Raw genomic sequence first — 17,150 nt, 5'->3', positions numbered from 1 at the left:
GCGACTAAACCGCCGGAAAATGAATCCTGAACGCCGCCCCGCCCATCGGCGAATCCCCCAGCATCAGTTTGGCGTTGTAACTCTCGATGATGTCCTTGACCACCGCCAGCCCGATGCCCTGCCCCGGATGCTGACGATCCAGGCGCTCGCCACGCTCGAGAATTCGCGCACGCTGATCAGGTGGCACGCCCGGGCCATCGTCCTCCACGCACAATTCGACCCCGGCCAGGGTCTCGCGCACGCTGATGCGCACTTCCCCCAGGCACAGACGATAGGCGTTCTCCAGCAGGTTACCCATCATCTCCAGCAGAGCGCCCTGCTCGATCGGCACATAACAATGCTCCGGCAGATCAAACGCCACGCGCACACGTTTGTCGCGATACACCTTGTCGAGGGTGTCGCACAGGCTTTTCAACACCGGCTGTAGCCGCACCTGATGGCGCACCAGACCACTTTTGCGCAGGCTGGCGCGTTGCAGTTGATAGCTGATCTGCTGGCTCATGCGTTCGATCTGGCTTTGCAGGACCCAGGCCTGATCGAGGTCCTTGGGGCGCTGGGCCATGTCTTCACTGACCCCTTGCAGCACGGCCAACGGGGTTTTCAGGCTGTGCGCCAGATCATCGAGGGAGTCGCGATAGCGGCTGCGCTGTTGCCGCTCGCTGAGCAGCAAACGGTTGAGCGAGCCGGTCAGGCGCAACAGTTCGCGCGGGTGTTGTTCAGTCAGACTTTCGCGAGTGCCGCCTTCGATTTCATCGAGTTCCTGACTGAGCTGACGCAAGGCCTTGAGGCCCCAGGACAGGCCGATCCAGAGCAACACCAGCAATACCAGCAGCGCCGCGCCAAAACCCAGATAGAGATTCTCGCGCAGGCCTTCGAGGGTGGTTTCGTATTCGCGTACCGGTTGCAGGGCGACGATGCTGAACGCTGCGTTTTTGCCGCCAAGCAGTTTGACTTCAACGTCATAGACGAAGAACTCCTGACCGTTGGTCTCGCGAATCCGCGCGAACTCGTTGCCGAGTCCGTCGTAGCGCGGTTTGTAATTGATCTGCTCTTCCTGGGTGGCTCGCGAACGCCAGACCAGATGCCCTTCGCGGTCGTAGATGTAGCCGAGCAAGCGGAAGTCGGTGAGGTTGAAACGCTCGTCCGGCAACTGATCGGGCATCAGCAGCCGACCGTTCTCGACCCGCGCCGCGGAAATCAACGTGGTGACGTCCGAAGCCAGACGCTGCTCGATCGAATCCTGCAGCGCGAGACTGAACGCACCTTGCATCGCCGGAAGCAACGCCAGCATGAACAACACCGCCAACGTGGCGGCGGCGAGCATCAAGCGAACGCGAAGGGAACGAATCAAGTGCAGCGCTCATTGAACAGGTAGCCGAGACCCCGCACGGTGTCGATCGGTTTGAACCCGGCCGGGCCTTCGAGCTTGCGACGCAAACGGCCGACCAGCACTTCGATGACATTCGGATCGCGCTCGTCGTCATCCGGGTAAAGCTGCTCCATCAAGCGATCCTTGGGCACCACTTGCTGGTGGTGCCGCATCAGGTATTCAAGGATGCGGTATTCGTAGGCCGTCAACGCCAGCGGCTCTTCATCCAGCGATGCCTGTTTGCGATTCAGGTCGAGCAACAACGGCCCGGCGACGATGGTCGATTGGGTGAACCCGCTGGAGCGGCGCAACAGGGCATTCAGCCGCGCATCGAGTTCTTCGAACTGGAACGGCTTGACCAGATAGTCGTCGGCGCCGGCGGCGAGGCCTTCGACCTTGTCCTGCCAGTTGCCGCGCGCGGTGAGGATCAGGATCGGGAAGGCCTTGCCGCCGGAGCGCAACTGGCGAATCAGGTCGAGACCGCCCATGCCCGGCAAGCCCAGATCGATCACCGCCAGATCGAAGTTGAACTGTCCGGTCTGGTACAGCGCCTCTTCGGCATTGGCCACGGACTCGACCACGTGACCGCTCTCCGTGAGGCGGGTTTGCAGGTGATGACGCAACAGCGCTTCATCTTCGACGACCAACAATTTCATAACGCTCTCCCGGGTAAATCAAACGCTCCAACTTCAACAGCCTACCTGTGGGGGCGAACCTGCTCGCGAAGGCGACGGCACAGGCAACAACTTTCTCACTGCTGTTCGGTAGGGTGCAAGGTTAGCAAGCCGCCCCTGTACCTGCCCTGAACACTCTCTGAACCGGCGCCGAATCAAATCGACTAGGCTGTCCTGACCACTTTCGACAAGGAGACCGACCATGCGCCTGTTCCTCGCACTCACCCTGCTCGCTGTCAGCAGCCTGGCCAACGCCGCGATCAAGACTCAGGAGATTCCCTACCAGAGCGCCGACGGCACACAACTGATCGGCTATTACGCCTACGACGATGCGATCAAGGGCAAGCGCCCGGGCGTGGTGGTGGTGCATGAATGGTGGGGCCTGAACGATTACGCCAAGCGCCGCGCCCGCGACCTCGCCGGGCTGGGTTACAGCGCACTGGCGATCGACATGTACGGCGAAGGCAAGAACACCGAGCACCCGAAGGATGCGATGGCGTTCATGCAGGCCGCGACCCAGGACGCGGCCGCTGCGAGCAAGCGTTTCGAGGCCGGACTGGATCTGCTGAAAAAACAGCCGCAGACCGACGTTAATAAAATCGCCGCCATCGGCTATTGCTTCGGCGGTGGTGTGGTCCTGAACGCTGCGCGCCAGGGTGTGCCGCTGGCAGGTGTGGTGAGTTTCCATGGTGCACTGGCAACCAAGACCCCGGCCACGCCCGGCAGTGTGAGGGCAAAGATTCTGGTCGAACATGGCGCGCTGGACAGCATGGTCAGCGCCGACAACGTCACCGCGTTCAAGGCGGAAATGGACAAGGCCGGTGCCGACTACACGTTCGTCAGCCTCAACGGCGCCAAACATGGTTTCACCAATCCGGATGCCGACCGCTTGAGCCACGGCGAACACGGTGGCCCGGATATCGGCTACAACAAGGCCGCCGATGAAAAATCCTGGGCGGACATGAAGGCGTTCTTCCAGAAAATCTTCAGTTGATCAAACGCTGCAGGATGACCTGTGGCGCGAGGGAGCATGCTCCCTCGCCAAAACAGCATGACCTACTACCCAGCATCGACATCAACCGGCAAAATGCCCGCCATGAATGCCAGCCCGATCCTTCCCGCCTGCTGCACCCCGCTCGACGCCCACTGGCCGTTGCCAAACGTCTTGCCCGACACCGTCCTGCTCAGCACCCATTTCGACCCGGCGCAACTGCTCGGGGATGACTTCCAGCGCAGCGCCGTCGTGCCGCCGCCGAGCATTCAGCGTTCGGTCGCCAAGCGTCAGGCCGAGTTTCTGGCCGGGCGTATCTGCGCCCGTGCGGCGCTGCAACAACTGCAAGGCGCAGGGGTTGTCCCGCCGATTGGCGAAGATCGCGCACCCGTGTGGCCGCCGCACATCTGCGGCTCGATCACCCACAGCACCGGGCGTGCGGCGGCGATAGTCGCCAACAAAAAGCACTGGCGCGGCCTGGGCATGGACCTGGAAAACCTGCTCGACAGCGAGCGCGCCGAACGCCTCGCCGGAGAAATCCTGACGCCGGCGGAATTGCAGCGCATGGCCGCCGGCTCGCCAGAGCAGTTGGGCCTGTGCGTGACGCTGACTTTTTCGGTGAAAGAAAGCCTGTTCAAGGCGCTGTATCCGATCGTGCAACAGCGTTTCTATTTCGAGCACGCTGAAGTGCTGGAGTGGACGGCGCAAGGTCACGTGCGACTGCGGCTGCTGACCGATCTGTCCGCAGAATGGCGTCATGGCACTGAGCTGGAGGCGCAATTTGGGGTGCAGGAGGGGCAGTTGTTGAGTCTGGTGAGCATCCCTGCCTGAAATCTTTATCGCCGCTCAGGGCCCCATTGCTGGCCGGCCCGCTCCCCCAGGCTCCGGGCGTGCGCAAGCCCTGTGGAAGCTGCCTTGCCAGCGACGGGGCCAGCAAAACCATCACAAATACTCAACGTCGCTCCTGATTCCTCGGCCAGCTCAGGCTGAAACACGCCCCTCCCAGACTCTTGCTCTTGCCTATGATCGCCCGGCCGTCATGCCAATGGATGATCCGCCGCACGATCGACAACCCCAGACCGTGCCCGCCGGACGCTCGCGTCCGGCTGTCATCCAGGCGCAGGAACGGCGTGAATATCCGCTCCCACGCCACCTCCGGCACACCTGGCCCGTCATCCTCGACATCGACCCGACAACGCAACTGCCCGACCTGATAACTCACCGTGACCTTCGACCGCGCATGGCGCATGGCGTTGCTCACCAGATTCTGCAGCGCCCGGTGCAGATAACGCGGCTCGGCCTCGACCCAGGCCCCGTCATTATCGGCAGCAGACAGACACAACCCCCGCTGCACCGTGACCTCGGCACGCAACGGCGCCAGTTCCTCGATGACTTGATTGACCAGCGCATCCAGATCAATGCGCTGAAACGTCAGCGCCGGCGAACCCTGTTCCAGGCGTGCGTAAGTGAGCATTTCATCGACCAGCTTATCGAGGTCCTCGATATCGTGATCCATGCCTTCGCGGTACTTTTCCAGCGCCTGCGGCGTGGTCGCCGAGCCGATCATTTCCAGACCGAAGCGCAAGCGCGCCACCGGTGTACGCAGTTCATGGGACACCGCCCGCACCAGTTCACGCTGGATGGCCAGCAACTGCTGCAAGTGCTCGGCCATTTTGTTGAAGGCTGACGCCAGCCGCCCGACCGAGTCGGCGCCGCGCGCCGGCACGCGGGTTTCCAGGCTGCCCTTGGCGATCCGCGTGGCGGCGGCTTCAAGGCCACGCAAGCGGCGTTCGAGCTGACGCACCAACAGGTAAACGATCAGGCCGATCAGGCTCAGCCCGAGCGCCGCGATCAGCACCAGCCATTGCGGCGGATACGGATTCATTTGATACAACGGGCCGATTTCCAGTACCCACGGCGTGCCAACCATGCCGGCGAACACCCGGATCGAATCGCCGCCCTTGCCCAGCGCCATCACCGTATCGCCCTCGGCGACGCGGCGGCTCTGGTCTTCGTCCATGTCGGCGTCTTCCACGGTGACCAGGCGCAGATCAAAGCCGAAGCCTTTCTCTTCCTTTATCTGCGCAAGACGCCTGGGCTGTTCGCCGACCGGCACGCGCACCAGTTCATCGGCCAGCAGGTAAATCGTCGCCCGGGCCAGTTGTTCGCTGATCTGCTGCACTTCCCCCACCAGCACAAGCTGTTCCTTGTCACTGACCAGCCGGAAGACCCTGGCCGCGTGTGGGCCAGTCTGTTCTACCAAGGCCTGGCCGCGTTGCACGCGGGTGCGCTGAGCCAGATCGAGGTCGGTCTCGGCAAACTTTTTCAGTGCCAGCGGAATGCCGAGCAATCGCTCCCACACCAGCAAGGCACGATGCCGCTCGGTTTCGTTCATCGGTTGCAGGTTGTCGGCCATCAACGAAAACGTGCCGTGGGCCAGACGCTCGCGGTACTGCTCGCTGCGCACCTGATTGAGCAGGTTCAGCGCCAGCACGCCGAGCACCGCCACCAGAATCAGCGCCGCGCACATGCCACCGTAGATGCGCAGGAAGATCGAGTTCACAGCGGCAGGTCTGCGCAGGCTTCAGGGACGAACAGGTAGCCTTTGCTGCGAATGGTCTTGATCAGCCGTGGATGGTCGGGGTCGTCGCCGATTTTCGGACGGATGCGCGAGATGCGCACGTCGATCGAGCGGTCCTGGCCGTCGTAGCCGATGCCACGCAGGGCGGTGAAGATTTCTTCCCGTGACAGGATGCGCCCGGCGTTGGACACCAACAGCCAGAGCAGGTCGAATTCGGCGCTGGTCAACTCGATGCCGGTGTCGCTCAGCCAGGCTTCGCGCAAGGCGTTGTCGACCACCAGCGGGCCGAATTGCAGACGCCGGGATTTCTCGCTGGCCGGTTCCGGTGTGTCACTGCGGCGCAGCAACGCCTGAATGCGCGCCAGCAACAGGCGCGGGCGCACCGGTTTGCAGACGTAATCGTCGGCACCGAGGTCGAGGCCCTGAATCTGATCGGCATCGTCAGTGCGTGCGGTGAGCATCAGAATCGGCCCGTCATACTGATTGCGCACCTTGCGACAGATGCTCAGGCCATCTTCGCCCGGCAGCATCAGGTCGAGGATGACCAGATCCGGCTGCTCCCTGATGATCCGCGCCGCCGCCAGCGCCCCGTTGCCTTCAATGTCTACACGCAATCCATTGGCTTGCAGGTAGTCACGCGTCAACTCGGCCAGACGCTGGTCATCCTCGACGATCAATACCTGAAAGGCTTGTTGCTCCACCGCTGACCTCTGCTTTCCATTGTTATTAATAAAGGAGGTACGCCTGACTCAACACAATACCCCGTGGCACCGGGCTTGCTCGCGAAGGCGACGGCGCGCTCGACATTGAGGCTCCATGACACAGCGCATTCGCGAGCAAGCCCGCTCCCGCATCCCTGCGCCAGTCACTGACTGACATCCTGCCCCCCGTCTTTTTGTCATCTTTTCGGAGGATAAGAATGCGTACTTGTGGGCCGATTGTATAAACGGCGTACAGCCAGAACACAAGTCGGTAAATGCGTTCGGACAAGGCGTTTTTTTGTGATAGGGTTCGCGCCCTTAAAAATCCGCTGAAGCGTTTTTCCCAAGGAAAAAACGGTGACAGACGGTCTAGCTCAGCAGGTTCGCGGCCTACACGGGAATTCCGTGTTTCTTACACAATTTACGCACAGGTTTATCCACAGCTAGTACGTTGCAAGCCCCCTCGAAACGCATTATCTTGTAGCACGGCGCAAGGATAGACCCTACATATAGGGTTTTCCGCTTAAACGCCCAACCACATTTCGGACCTGAAACTCAAGCGCTTTATTGCCAGTTTCCGGTTGAACCAAGCAAGTTTTTCAAAGCCCAAACCGCACTTGCGGATGGCATCGTTTTTCAGGTTGGAAACGACCGGAACGGTACGGGTGTTGCAGTCATGACTGTCACCCTGGAAGGAATCCGGCTCGAGCCCTGGCTCGCAGCCAAAAACTTCGGCAAGGATGCGGCGTCATTAGCCTTTTTCCTACTGGTCCGAAGTTGTTATGCCCGACGCCCGTCGGTTGTAGTGCTTCGGACCAGAACGGTGAGCACCATGATGGTGCCCAAACAAACATAGAGAATGTGGAGATCACCCCCCATGCAAACCGACACAACTCGCGAGAACCCGCAGGGCACCTTGCCGCAGGCCGCCGATTCGACTTCGGATCTGGCAGCCACCGCGCCTGGTCAACTGCGCGTGATCAAGCGTAATGGCACTGTCGTTCCTTACACCGATGACAAGATCACCGTCGCTATCACCAAAGCGTTTCTCGCAGTTGAGGGCGGCACCGCTGCTGCTTCGTCGCGAATCCACGACACCGTTGCCCGCCTGACCGAACAGGTCACCGCGACCTTCAAGCGTCGCATGCCATCGGGCGGCACCATCCACATCGAAGAAATCCAGGACCAGGTCGAACTGGCCCTGATGCGTGCCGGCGAGCAGAAAGTCGCTCGTGACTACGTGATCTACCGTGATGCCCGCTCCAAGGAGCGCGCCGTTCGCACCACCGAAGAGCCGGTACAGGCCCACCCGTCGATCCGCATCACCCGCGCCGACGGTAGCCTTGCGCCTCTGGACATGGGTCGTCTGAACACCATCGTCACCGAGGCCTGCGAAGGTCTGGAAGAAGTCGATGGCGATCTGATCCAGCGCGAAACCCTGAAGAACCTGTACGACGGCGTGGCCCTGAACGACGTCAACACCGCCCTGGTGATGACCGCGCGTACGCTGGTTGAACGCGAGCCGAACTACTCGTTCGTGACCGCCCGCCTGCTGATGGACACCCTGCGTGCCGAAGGCCTGGGCTTCCTCGGTGTCGCCGAAAGCGCCACTCACCACGAAATGGCCGACCTGTACGCCAAGGCACTGCCGGCCTACGTCGCCAAAGGTATCGAGTTCGAACTGCTGAACCCTGTGCTGGCCACCTTCGACCTGGAAAAACTGGGCAAGGCGATCAACCACGAGCGCGATCAGCAATTCACCTACCTGGGCCTGCAGACCCTGTACGACCGTTACTTCATCCACAAGGATGGCGTGCGCTTCGAACTGCCGCAGATCTTCTTCATGCGTGTGGCCATGGGCCTGGCGATCGAAGAAAAGCAGAAAGAAGACCGTGCGATCGAGTTCTACAACCTGCTGTCGTCCTTCGACTACATGGCTTCGACCCCTACCCTGTTCAACGCCGGCACCCTGCGTCCACAGCTGTCGAGCTGCTATCTGACCACCGTTCCGGACGACCTGTCGGGCATCTACCACGCGATCCACGACAACGCCATGTTGTCGAAATTCGCGGGTGGCCTGGGCAACGACTGGACGCCGGTGCGTGCACTGGGCTCTTACATCAAGGGCACCAACGGCAAGTCGCAAGGCGTGGTTCCGTTCCTGAAAGTGGTGAACGACACCGCGGTAGCCGTTAACCAGGGTGGCAAGCGCAAAGGCGCTGTCTGTGCCTACCTGGAAACCTGGCACATGGACATCGAAGAGTTCATCGAGCTGCGTAAAAACACCGGTGATGATCGTCGTCGTACCCACGACATGAACACCGCCAACTGGATCCCTGACCTGTTCATGAAGCGCGTCTTCGATGACGGCAAGTGGACCCTGTTCTCGCCATCGGAAGTACCGGACCTGCACGATCTGACCGGTAAAGCCTTCGAAGAGCGCTACGAGTACTACGAAGCGCTGACCGAGTACCCGGGCAAGGTCAAGCTGTTCAAGACCATCCAGGCCAAAGACCTGTGGCGCAAAATGCTGTCCATGCTGTTCGAAACCGGCCACCCATGGCTGACTTTCAAAGACCCGTGCAACCTGCGCAGCCCGCAGCAGCACGTTGGCGTGGTTCACAGCTCGAACCTGTGCACCGAGATCACCTTGAACACCAACAAGGACGAGATCGCCGTTTGCAACCTGGGCTCGATCAACCTGCCGAACCACATCGTGGATGGCAAGCTGGACACCGCCAAGCTGCAACGCACCGTGAACACGGCCGTGCGCATGCTCGACAACGTGATCGACATCAACTACTACTCGGTGCCGCAAGCGAAGAACTCCAACTTCAAGCACCGTCCGGTCGGTCTGGGCATCATGGGCTTCCAGGACGCCTTGTACCTGCAGCACATCCCTTACGGTTCCGACGCTGCCGTCGAGTTCGCCGACAAGTCGATGGAAGCGGTCAGCTATTACGCGATCCAGGCGTCCTGCGACCTGGCTGACGAGCGTGGCTCGTACGAGACCTTCAACGGTTCGCTGTGGTCCAAAGGCATCCTGCCGCTGGATTCGCAACAGATCCTGATCGAAGCGCGTGGCCAGAAGTACATCGACGTTGACCTGAACGAAACCCTGGACTGGGCACCGGTTCGCGCCCGTGTACAGAAAGGCATTCGCAACTCGAACATCATGGCCATCGCACCGACCGCGACCATCGCCAACATCACTGGCGTTTCGCAGTCGATCGAACCGACCTACCAGAACCTGTATGTGAAATCGAACCTGTCGGGCGAATTCACCGTGATCAACCCGTACCTGGTTCGCGACCTCAAGGCTCGCGGTCTGTGGGACTCGGTCATGATCAACGACCTGAAGTACTATGACGGTTCGGTTCAGCAGATCGAGCGCATCCCGCAAGAACTCAAAGAGCTCTACGCGACCGCGTTCGAAGTGGACACCAAGTGGATCGTTGACGCCGCCAGCCGTCGTCAGAAGTGGATCGACCAGGCCCAGTCGCTGAACCTGTACATCGCCGGCGCCTCGGGCAAGAAGCTCGACGTGACCTACCGCATGGCCTGGTACCGTGGTCTGAAAACCACCTACTACCTCCGTGCCCTGGCCGCGACCAGCACCGAGAAGTCGACCATCAACACCGGCAAGCTGAACGCTGTTTCCAGCGGCGGCAACCACGGCGACGACTCCGTACTGGCTGCTCCGGCCGGTCCGGCACCTGTGCCAAAGGCTTGCGCGATCGACGAGCCGGACTGCGAAGCTTGCCAATAAGCTGAGCCGATCAGGCGTTGCGAGACGCCTGATGCTCTCCGGATAAAAGAAACCCCCGACAGACTTCTGGTTTGTCGGGGGTTTTCTTTTGCACCTGCGCCAGCTCCCACGGAGACTGGCAGACCGGAAAAAGCCGGGGGCAAAAAAAACGGCGAAACCTGAAGTTCAGGTTTCGCCGCCAGTTGTTTCTACAGTGCTGCGTCAGACCATAAACGACTCAGCCATTGCCTGCCCTACCACCGGAATGGTGAAGGTATCGCCATTGCTGGTGACAAAGGTATCAATGGTGTTGGAACCGGCATACCAGTCTGCGAGGATCACCGCATTATTCTGCTTGCCGGCGTTCCACTCCACCGCGTTGAAGATGTAGGCATTGGTGCCATCGGTCTTGATGATCACATCGGCGTACGACTTGATGTTCTGCAACTCGACCTTGTCATTGCCATAGAGCCCGTCATCCTTGATCAAGACCGTGGTCGACGAATTCACTTTGTAAGTGTCGCCACCCTCACCGCCGTAGGCATAACCGCCGGCAGACAGGATCAAGGTGTCAGCACCGGCACCACCAAACAGCTGATACTCCGGGCCGACGCCTTCCAGGATATCGTTGCCCTCGTCACCGTAGGCGGTGCCTGCATAGACGGTGACCTGGTCGTTACCGGCATCACCGTGCAAGACACTGCCGATATCGTTGTTCGCGCTGAATAGGGTGTCGTTACCGTTACCCCCGAACAATTGATCGGCCTCGGCAGCGCCGCTGCGATCAGGACCATTGATGGAGTAAGGCTCATACTTGCCACCGTAAATCGCGTCGTCGCCATCGCCGCCATAGACCAGGTCGTTGCCTTCACCCCCATAGATCTGGTTCCAGGTGGCGTTGCCTGTCAGGGTGTCGTTGAACGCGGAGCCATGCAGCCCTTCGATATTGACCAGGACATCACCGGTGGCATCACCGCCGGTGGCAGTGTTGGCCAGCAGATCGACCTGTACCGCCGCCGAACTGCCCGTGTACCAGGCGGCATCGGAGGTGCCGGCACCGCCGTCGATGAAGTCGGCACCCTTGCCACCGATAAACGTCTCGGAACCGGCGCCGCCGATCAACGTATCGTTGAAAGCCGTGCCTTCCCAGTTTTCGATATTGGTGTAGGTGTCGCCAGCCGCCGCGCCGGTCAGTGGCTTGGTGAGATCCAGCGTGATAGCTGAACCTTCCAAGGCGAAGCTCACGGTGTCGCGAGCGTTGCCGCCATCAAAGTTGTTGACCTGTTCGTTACCGTAGAACGTGTCATCACGTGACGAACCGAGGAACCTCTCGATGTTCTGGAAGCTGTCGCCCTTGGCAATCCCGGTGTGCTCACCGGTCTTGAGGTTGATCGTCACACCGCCTGCGCCGGCGTCGTCATAGCTGACCGTATCGAAGCCATCGCCACCGATGAAGGTATCGGCACCCTCGCCCCCCGACAAAATGTCGTTACCCGCCCCGCCCGTGATCACGTTATCCAGCGCATTCCCCCGAGAGATGAACGCGCCGGTTCCGGTGTAGGTCAATCGCTCGATACCGGCATTGAGGATGTAGTACGACTGATTGGTGCGCACTTCATCATTGCCGCCATCGGCCAGTTCGACGATCGCGCCGTAGGCCGCATTATTGAGGATGTAGACATCATCGCCACTGCCGCCCTGCACGGTAAAACCGGTCGAGTTGGTAGTGGCGGTGAAGACATCGTTGTAGGCCGAGCCGATGATTTTCTCGATGCCGACAAAGCTGTCACCCTCGGCGTCACCGCCCGTCCCCACGCCCGATCCTGCGCCGGCCGCACCCAGTGTCAGGTTTACGCCCTGGCCGGATTGCGAGTAATCCAGCACGTCTACGGCATTGCCGGTACCTGCGTCAATCCTGTCTGCGCCGGCGCCGGCGATGAACGTGTCACCGTACTGCGTGCCGCGAATCATTTCGATACCGACGTAAGTGTCGCCGGCGGCGATGCCGGTGTGCACACCGGTCTTGAAGTTGAAGGTGATCGCCGCGTTGCTGTCGTCATAGCCGACGGTGTCGGTGCCAGCCCCTCCGATAAACGTGTCGGCGCCACCGCCACCGTACAAATTGTCGTTGCCCGCGCCGCCGGTGATGATGTTGTTACCGGCGTTGCCGGCACCGGTAAAGTTACCGGTGCCGGTGTAGGTCAGGCGCTCGACTTCGGCGCTCAACGTCATGCTCGACAGCGAAGTACGCACCTCATCGTTACCCCCCCCGGCCACCTCGATAATGACCGGCGAAGCGTTGCCGTTGATGATGTAGACGTCATTACCCGCCCCGCCCTGCAAGGTGAAGCCGCCGGTGCTCGAGCTGAATACGTCGTCGTAGGCCGAACCGATGATCTTCTCGATGCCGGAGAACGAATCCCCTTCGGCATCGCCGCCGGTGCCGGTGCCAGCACCGGATGCCAGGGTCAGATTGATCCCGGCAGCCGATTGCGAGTAGTCCACCACGTCGACGTTATCGGTCGTGACAGCGCCGCCTTCAAACTTGTCGGCAGCGCTGCCGGCAATAAATGTGTCGCTGAATTTGGAGCCGCGAATCACTTCGATGCCGTTGAAGGTGTCGCCAGTGGCGATGCCGGTGTGGGCACCGGTTTTAAGGTTGATCGTCACGCCCACAGAAGAATCGTCATAGCTGACGGTATCGTTGCCGGCGCCACCGATGAATGCGTCTGCACCCGCGCCCCCCATCAATACGTCGTTGCCGACGCCACCGGTGATGATGTTGTTACCGGCATTGCCGGTACCGGTGAAGTTGCCGGCACCGGTGTAGGTCAGGCGCTCGACTTCGGCGCTCAACGTCATGTTCGTCAGCGAAGTACGCACCTCATCGTCACCCCCACCGGCGAGCTCGACGATCGTTTGATAGGCAGGACCGTTGATCACGTACAGGTCGTTACCCGCCCCACCCTGCAACGTGAAGGTCCCGGCACCGGTGGTGAACACATCGTCCTGTGCCGATCCGACGACTTTCTCGATATTGGTGAAGGTATCGCCCTGGGCATCGCCGCCCTGCCCGCTGCCTGTGCCGAGCGTGGTCAGGGTGATGTTGACGGCTTGTGTCGAGGTCGAATAATCGACCGTGTCGACACCCCCGGCAATGCCGCCATCAAAGATGTTGGCTTCAACGCCGCTGACGAAGGTGTCGGCGTATTTGCTGCCCACAATGATCTCGATGCCCGAGAACGTATCGCCCGCAGCGAAACCGGTGTTAACGCCGGTTTTCAGATTGACGGTCACGCCAGTGGCGAGGCTGTCCTCGTAGCTGGCCGTGTCGATGCCGGCGCCACCGATCAGTTGGTCGGCCCCCGCTCCGCCGATCAGCAGGTCGTTGCCTGCACCGCCGGTAATGATGTTGTCGCCGGCGCTGCCGCGACCGGTGAAGTTACCGGTACCGGTGTAGGTCAGGCGCTCGACTTCGTTGCCCATGGTCAGGCTGGTCAGGTTGGTGCGAATCTCGTCGTCACCGCCTCCCGCCAGTTCGATAACCCCGCCCGTACCCGGACCATTGATGATGTAGACGTCGTTACCGGCCCCCCCGTAAAAGGTGGTGCTGCCGGCGGTCACGGTGAACACGTCAGCCTGGGCCGAGCCGTAGAAAGCTTCTATGTTGCTGAAGGCATCTCCTTGCGCATCGCCACCGCTGCCGGTGCCGGCTGAGTTCGCCACCGTCAGATTGACGCCCTGTTCCGAGCCGGCAAAGCTCAATGTGTCGAAACCATTGCCGCCCTCAAAGGTGGTTGCCGCAGCATCGCTGACAAAATTGTCGGCGTAGCTGGAACCGCGAATCACCTCGATGCTGCTGAACGTGTCGCCTGTGGCAATGCCGGTATGCACGCCGGTCTTGAGGTTGACCGTCACACCGACGCCCGAAACGATATCTTCATAACTGGCCGTGTCGATGCCCGCGCCGCCAATCAACTGGTCGGCCCCGGCGCCCCCGATGAGCACGTCGTTGCCGGCGCCGCCGGTAATGATGTTGTCCCCGGCATTGCCACGCCCGGTGAAGTTACCGGTACCGGTAAAGGTCAGGCGCTCGATCTCGCCGCTCATCCCCATGCCGGCCTGGTTGGTACGAATCTCGTCGTCGCCGCCTCCAGCCAGTTCACCAATAGCCATGGAATCTTTGCCATTGAGGATATACACATCATTACCGGCGCCGCCGTAGAGCGTCACGCTGCCGGAGTTCACGGTAAACACATCGGCATTGGCAGAGCCGGTGATGACCTCGATGTTGCTGAACAGGTCGCCCTGGGCGTCCCCTCCCAGACCGCTTCCGGTGGTGCCATTGACGGTAATGTTCACGGCCTGCTCGGACGTGGCGTAGCTCAGTGTGTCGTAACCACCGGCACCGTCGAAGGTATTGGCCTCGGCATTACCGACGAAGTTATCGCTGTACACCGTGCCCCGGAAGGCTTCGATCCCGACGAACGTATCGCCCTTGGCCAGACCGGTGTTGACGCCAGTCTTCAGGTTGACGGTGACGCCCACCCCCGAGTTGTCATCCTCATAACTGGCCGTATCGATGCCGGCACCGCCAATCAGTTGGTCGGCACCCGCGCCGCCGATCAGTACGTCATTGCCATCGCCACCATTGATGATGTCGTCACCGGCAAGCCCGCGTATCTGATCGTCTCCTGCAGTACCCATCAAAGTATCTGCACCATCAGAACCATAAATTACAGCCATTACATCTTCCTTGTGTGGGTTGGAAACTACGGTGAAACCTTGTGCGAAAGCTTCCTGAATTCCTTGTTGCCGAACGATGTCCTGGCTCAATGAAGCAAATCATATGAAGTTTTGACGCGTAACTTTCTTTGGGCGTGCGGAGTGCAAGTTTCAAACCAACAACCCGACGAACGGTGGGTTATTGAAATTTTGAATTTTCCCAGGGTAAAAAAAACCGACGCCCAAGGCGTCGGTTTTCAGTGGCAGAGCGGTTTCGACACAATCAGGTCATCTGAATGATGGTCTGCATGATGGTGCTCTGGGTCGAAATGGTCTTGGCGTTCGCCTGATAGTTGCTCTGGGCCTTGATCAGGTCCACCAGCTCATTGGTCAGGTTCACGTTCGACTCTTCCAGCGAGTTCGACACGATCGACCCCAGGGTGCCGGTCTTCGGCGCATCAACACCCGCCACACCCGAGGCAAAGGTTTCCTTCCAGCGAGTACCGCCAATCGGCTGCAGGCCTTGCTCGTTGGCGAAGCTCGCCACGGCTACCTGACCGATCGCCTTGGTCTGCTGGTTGCTGAAGTTGGCGGTCATCACACCGGTCGAGTCGATGGTCAGGCTGGAAATCTGGCCAGTCGCATAACCGTCCTGGTATTGCGCCGTACGCGCGGTCGGCGAGTTGAAGGAGGTGGTCAACGACATGTTGAACGCGATACCGGTCGGGTTAGCCTTGGAACCGTTCGGCCCCCAGGTCACAGGCGTGGTCGCCGGGTTGGTCACGACACCCGGTATCCAACCAGTCATGGTCAGGGTGTTGCCGGCCTGGGTCCAGCCAGTACCCGCCGTCACGGTATTGATGGTGCCGTCAGAGTTGAAGGTGATGTTGTGGGTCAGCGGCGTCAGGGTGTTGTTGGTCGGGTCCGATGGCGTACGACCATCCATGTAGGTGTAAACGCTCCAGGCATTGGTACCCGTTTTCACGTAGTACTGATCCATGCGGTGCTCGTTACCCTGAGTGTCAAAGACCGGCGTGGAAATCAGCTTGTTATAGCTGTTCAGATCGGTGGGACTGAACGGCGCCACGGTAGGTTTGACGTCCTCCGAGTTCAGGTTCATGGTCTGGTCGATCTTGGTGGTCGCGTTCGGCTTGAGGGACGAGGTGTCGATCTTCAGGTCGGTCAGCACACCGGTCATGATCTTGCCGTTGGCATCGACGCCATAACCCTGCAGACGGTTGCCGTTGTTGTCGACCACGTAGTTTTCAGCATCGGTCTTGAACGCACCGGCACGGGTGTAGCTCAGGGAACCGTTGTCGCTGAGGATGAAGAAACCGTTGCCCTGGATGCCCATGTCCAGCACGTTGCCGGTGTTGTTCACGTCACCCTGGCCAAACTGCTGGGAAACGTTGGCCAGACGCACGCCGTTACCGACGGTCTTGCTGCCGGTGCCCAGGCGGGTGGCCGAGTACACGTCTTCGAATTCTGCACGGGACGCCTTGAAACCGGTGGTGGCCACGTTGGCGATGTTGTTGCCGGTGACGTCCAGTTGCTTGTTGGCAGCATAGAGACCGCTAAGGCCGATATTGAAAGACATATTCCACTCCTTTGTGCCGGTTAGTCGGCTCTATATACCAATGGTTTGTACTTTGGACAGCGCGACGCTGCCCAGGCCCGCCAGGTTCAGCATCAACTCACCGCCGGTCTGGCTGATGGTCACGCTGTTGACGGTGGCCGGCAGATACGTGATCAGCGAGGTGGCCTTGCCGTCGTAAGTGGCGCTGGCAGTGAACGTGTAAGTGCCCGCGGCCGCGACCGCACCGGACGCGTCCTTGCCGTCCCAGATGAAACTGGCGTTGCCGGCCTTCTGGGTGCCCATGTCGATGGTGCGCACGACTTTGCCGTCGGTATCCTTGATGGTGACCGAGACAGCGCCGGACGCCGGGACCACCACAGAGCCATTGAAGCTCTTGCTGGTGTCGACCACGGCCTTGTCGGTCTGAGCGATGACCGAGCGACCGACCAGCGACGACGCCTGCAGGGCCTGCGAGGAGTTGTAGTTGCCGGCGATGCCACTGACGGTGGTGTTCAGCGTGGTGATGCCTTCCAGGCTGCTGAACTGCGCCAGTTGCGCGACGAACTCGCTGTTGTCCTGCGGATCGAGCGGGTTCTGGTTTTTCAGCTGGGTGACCAGCAGTTGCAGAAACGCATCTTTGCCCAGGGCCTGCTTGCCGGTGGCGCTATTGGTGGCTGCAGCCAGGCCGCCGGTGGTCGTCCCGGTCTTGACCGAAGAATTGGACAGGACGTCCTTGATATTCACGCCGCTGGTGGAATCGGAAACACTCATGGCAGTCGCCCCTT

At 60.4% G+C, this 17,150-nt stretch carries 10 protein-coding genes; 3 read left to right on the top strand and 7 right to left on the bottom strand.

Features of this window, described 5'->3' with window-relative positions; translation table 11 throughout:
• Positions 1-4 precede the first annotated feature (4 nt).
• Both PseuLF5_RS14945 and PseuLF5_RS14940 read right to left on the bottom strand, forming a co-directional pair.
• Positions 5-1,351 carry an ATP-binding protein gene (locus PseuLF5_RS14945; protein WP_123466934.1) on the bottom strand — a complete coding sequence of 449 codons (1,347 nt, stop codon included), beginning with the start codon at positions 1,349-1,351 and terminating at the stop codon, positions 5-7.
• On the bottom strand, positions 1,348-2,025 hold the full coding sequence (locus PseuLF5_RS14940) for a response regulator transcription factor (protein ID WP_123466936.1): 678 nt from the start codon (positions 2,023-2,025) through the stop codon (positions 1,348-1,350). The genes PseuLF5_RS14945 and PseuLF5_RS14940 overlap by 4 nt, the downstream gene beginning before the upstream one ends.
• Before the next feature lie 220 nt (positions 2,026-2,245).
• Here PseuLF5_RS14940 and PseuLF5_RS14935 point away from each other — a divergent pair, with 220 nt between their 5' ends.
• Entirely contained in the window at positions 2,246-3,037 is a 792-nt protein-coding gene (locus PseuLF5_RS14935; RefSeq protein ID WP_340133894.1) for a dienelactone hydrolase family protein, read from the top strand.
• Between the two features lie 102 nt (positions 3,038-3,139).
• Complete coding sequence (locus PseuLF5_RS14930; protein WP_340134039.1) at positions 3,140-3,865, top strand: 4'-phosphopantetheinyl transferase family protein; 726 nt, start codon at positions 3,140-3,142, stop codon at positions 3,863-3,865.
• A gap of 121 nt (positions 3,866-3,986) precedes the next feature.
• Here the strand turns inward: PseuLF5_RS14930 and PseuLF5_RS14925 are convergent, their stop codons facing one another.
• Together PseuLF5_RS14925 and PseuLF5_RS14920 are read right to left on the bottom strand one after the other, a co-directional pair.
• Complete coding sequence (locus PseuLF5_RS14925; protein WP_128614892.1) at positions 3,987-5,597, bottom strand: ATP-binding protein; 1,611 nt, start codon at positions 5,595-5,597, stop codon at positions 3,987-3,989.
• A complete protein-coding gene (locus PseuLF5_RS14920) occupies positions 5,594-6,316 on the bottom strand; it encodes a response regulator (protein WP_123466944.1) in 723 nt (240 codons plus the stop codon). The genes PseuLF5_RS14925 and PseuLF5_RS14920 overlap by 4 nt, the downstream gene beginning before the upstream one ends.
• Before the next feature lie 877 nt (positions 6,317-7,193).
• Between PseuLF5_RS14920 and PseuLF5_RS14915 the strand changes: the two genes are divergently transcribed.
• Positions 7,194-10,085: a ribonucleoside-diphosphate reductase subunit alpha gene (locus PseuLF5_RS14915; protein WP_123466946.1), complete on the top strand. Its 2,892-nt coding sequence runs from the start codon at positions 7,194-7,196 to the stop codon at positions 10,083-10,085.
• Positions 10,086-10,286: 201 nt separating this feature from the next.
• On the opposite strand, the gene PseuLF5_RS14910 is transcribed toward PseuLF5_RS14915, so the two are convergent.
• The 3 genes from PseuLF5_RS14910 to flgD form a co-directional block, all read right to left on the bottom strand.
• A complete protein-coding gene (locus tag PseuLF5_RS14910; protein WP_340133893.1) occupies positions 10,287-14,810 on the bottom strand; it encodes a beta strand repeat-containing protein in 4,524 nt (1,507 codons plus the stop codon).
• 262 nt (positions 14,811-15,072) lie between these two features.
• On the bottom strand, positions 15,073-16,386 hold the full coding sequence (gene flgE / locus PseuLF5_RS14905; protein ID WP_267802467.1) for a flagellar hook protein FlgE: 1,314 nt from the start codon (positions 16,384-16,386) through the stop codon (positions 15,073-15,075).
• A 30-nt stretch (positions 16,387-16,416) separates the two neighbouring features.
• Positions 16,417-17,136, bottom strand: a complete 720-nt coding sequence (gene flgD, locus PseuLF5_RS14900; protein WP_123466952.1) for a flagellar hook assembly protein FlgD — start codon at positions 17,134-17,136, stop codon at positions 16,417-16,419.
• Positions 17,137-17,150: the final 14 nt, after the last annotated feature.

It is taken from the genome of Pseudomonas sp. LF-5 (assembly GCF_037626295.1).
GTDB classification, from domain to species: domain Bacteria; phylum Pseudomonadota; class Gammaproteobacteria; order Pseudomonadales; family Pseudomonadaceae; genus Aquipseudomonas; species Aquipseudomonas monsensis.
This window is presented reverse-complemented; position numbering and strand designations above follow the sequence as displayed.

What these genes read in the sequence shown, in the direction of transcription:
- PseuLF5_RS14940 (WP_123466936.1), bottom strand. Translation starts at nt 2,025, where the DNA reads ATGAAATTGTTGGTCGTCGAAGATGAAGCGCTGTTGCGTCATCACCTG.
- flgE (WP_267802467.1), bottom strand. Translation starts at nt 16,386, where the DNA reads ATGTCTTTCAATATCGGCCTTAGCGGTCTCTATGCTGCCAACAAGCAA.
- PseuLF5_RS14910 (WP_340133893.1), bottom strand. Translation starts at nt 14,810, where the DNA reads ATGGCTGTAATTTATGGTTCTGATGGTGCAGATACTTTGATGGGTACT.
- flgD (WP_123466952.1), bottom strand. Translation starts at nt 17,136, where the DNA reads ATGAGTGTTTCCGATTCCACCAGCGGCGTGAATATCAAGGACGTCCTG.
- PseuLF5_RS14915 (WP_123466946.1), top strand. Translation starts at nt 7,194, where the DNA reads ATGCAAACCGACACAACTCGCGAGAACCCGCAGGGCACCTTGCCGCAG.
- PseuLF5_RS14930 (WP_340134039.1), top strand. Translation starts at nt 3,140, where the DNA reads ATGAATGCCAGCCCGATCCTTCCCGCCTGCTGCACCCCGCTCGACGCC.
- PseuLF5_RS14935 (WP_340133894.1), top strand. Translation starts at nt 2,246, where the DNA reads ATGCGCCTGTTCCTCGCACTCACCCTGCTCGCTGTCAGCAGCCTGGCC.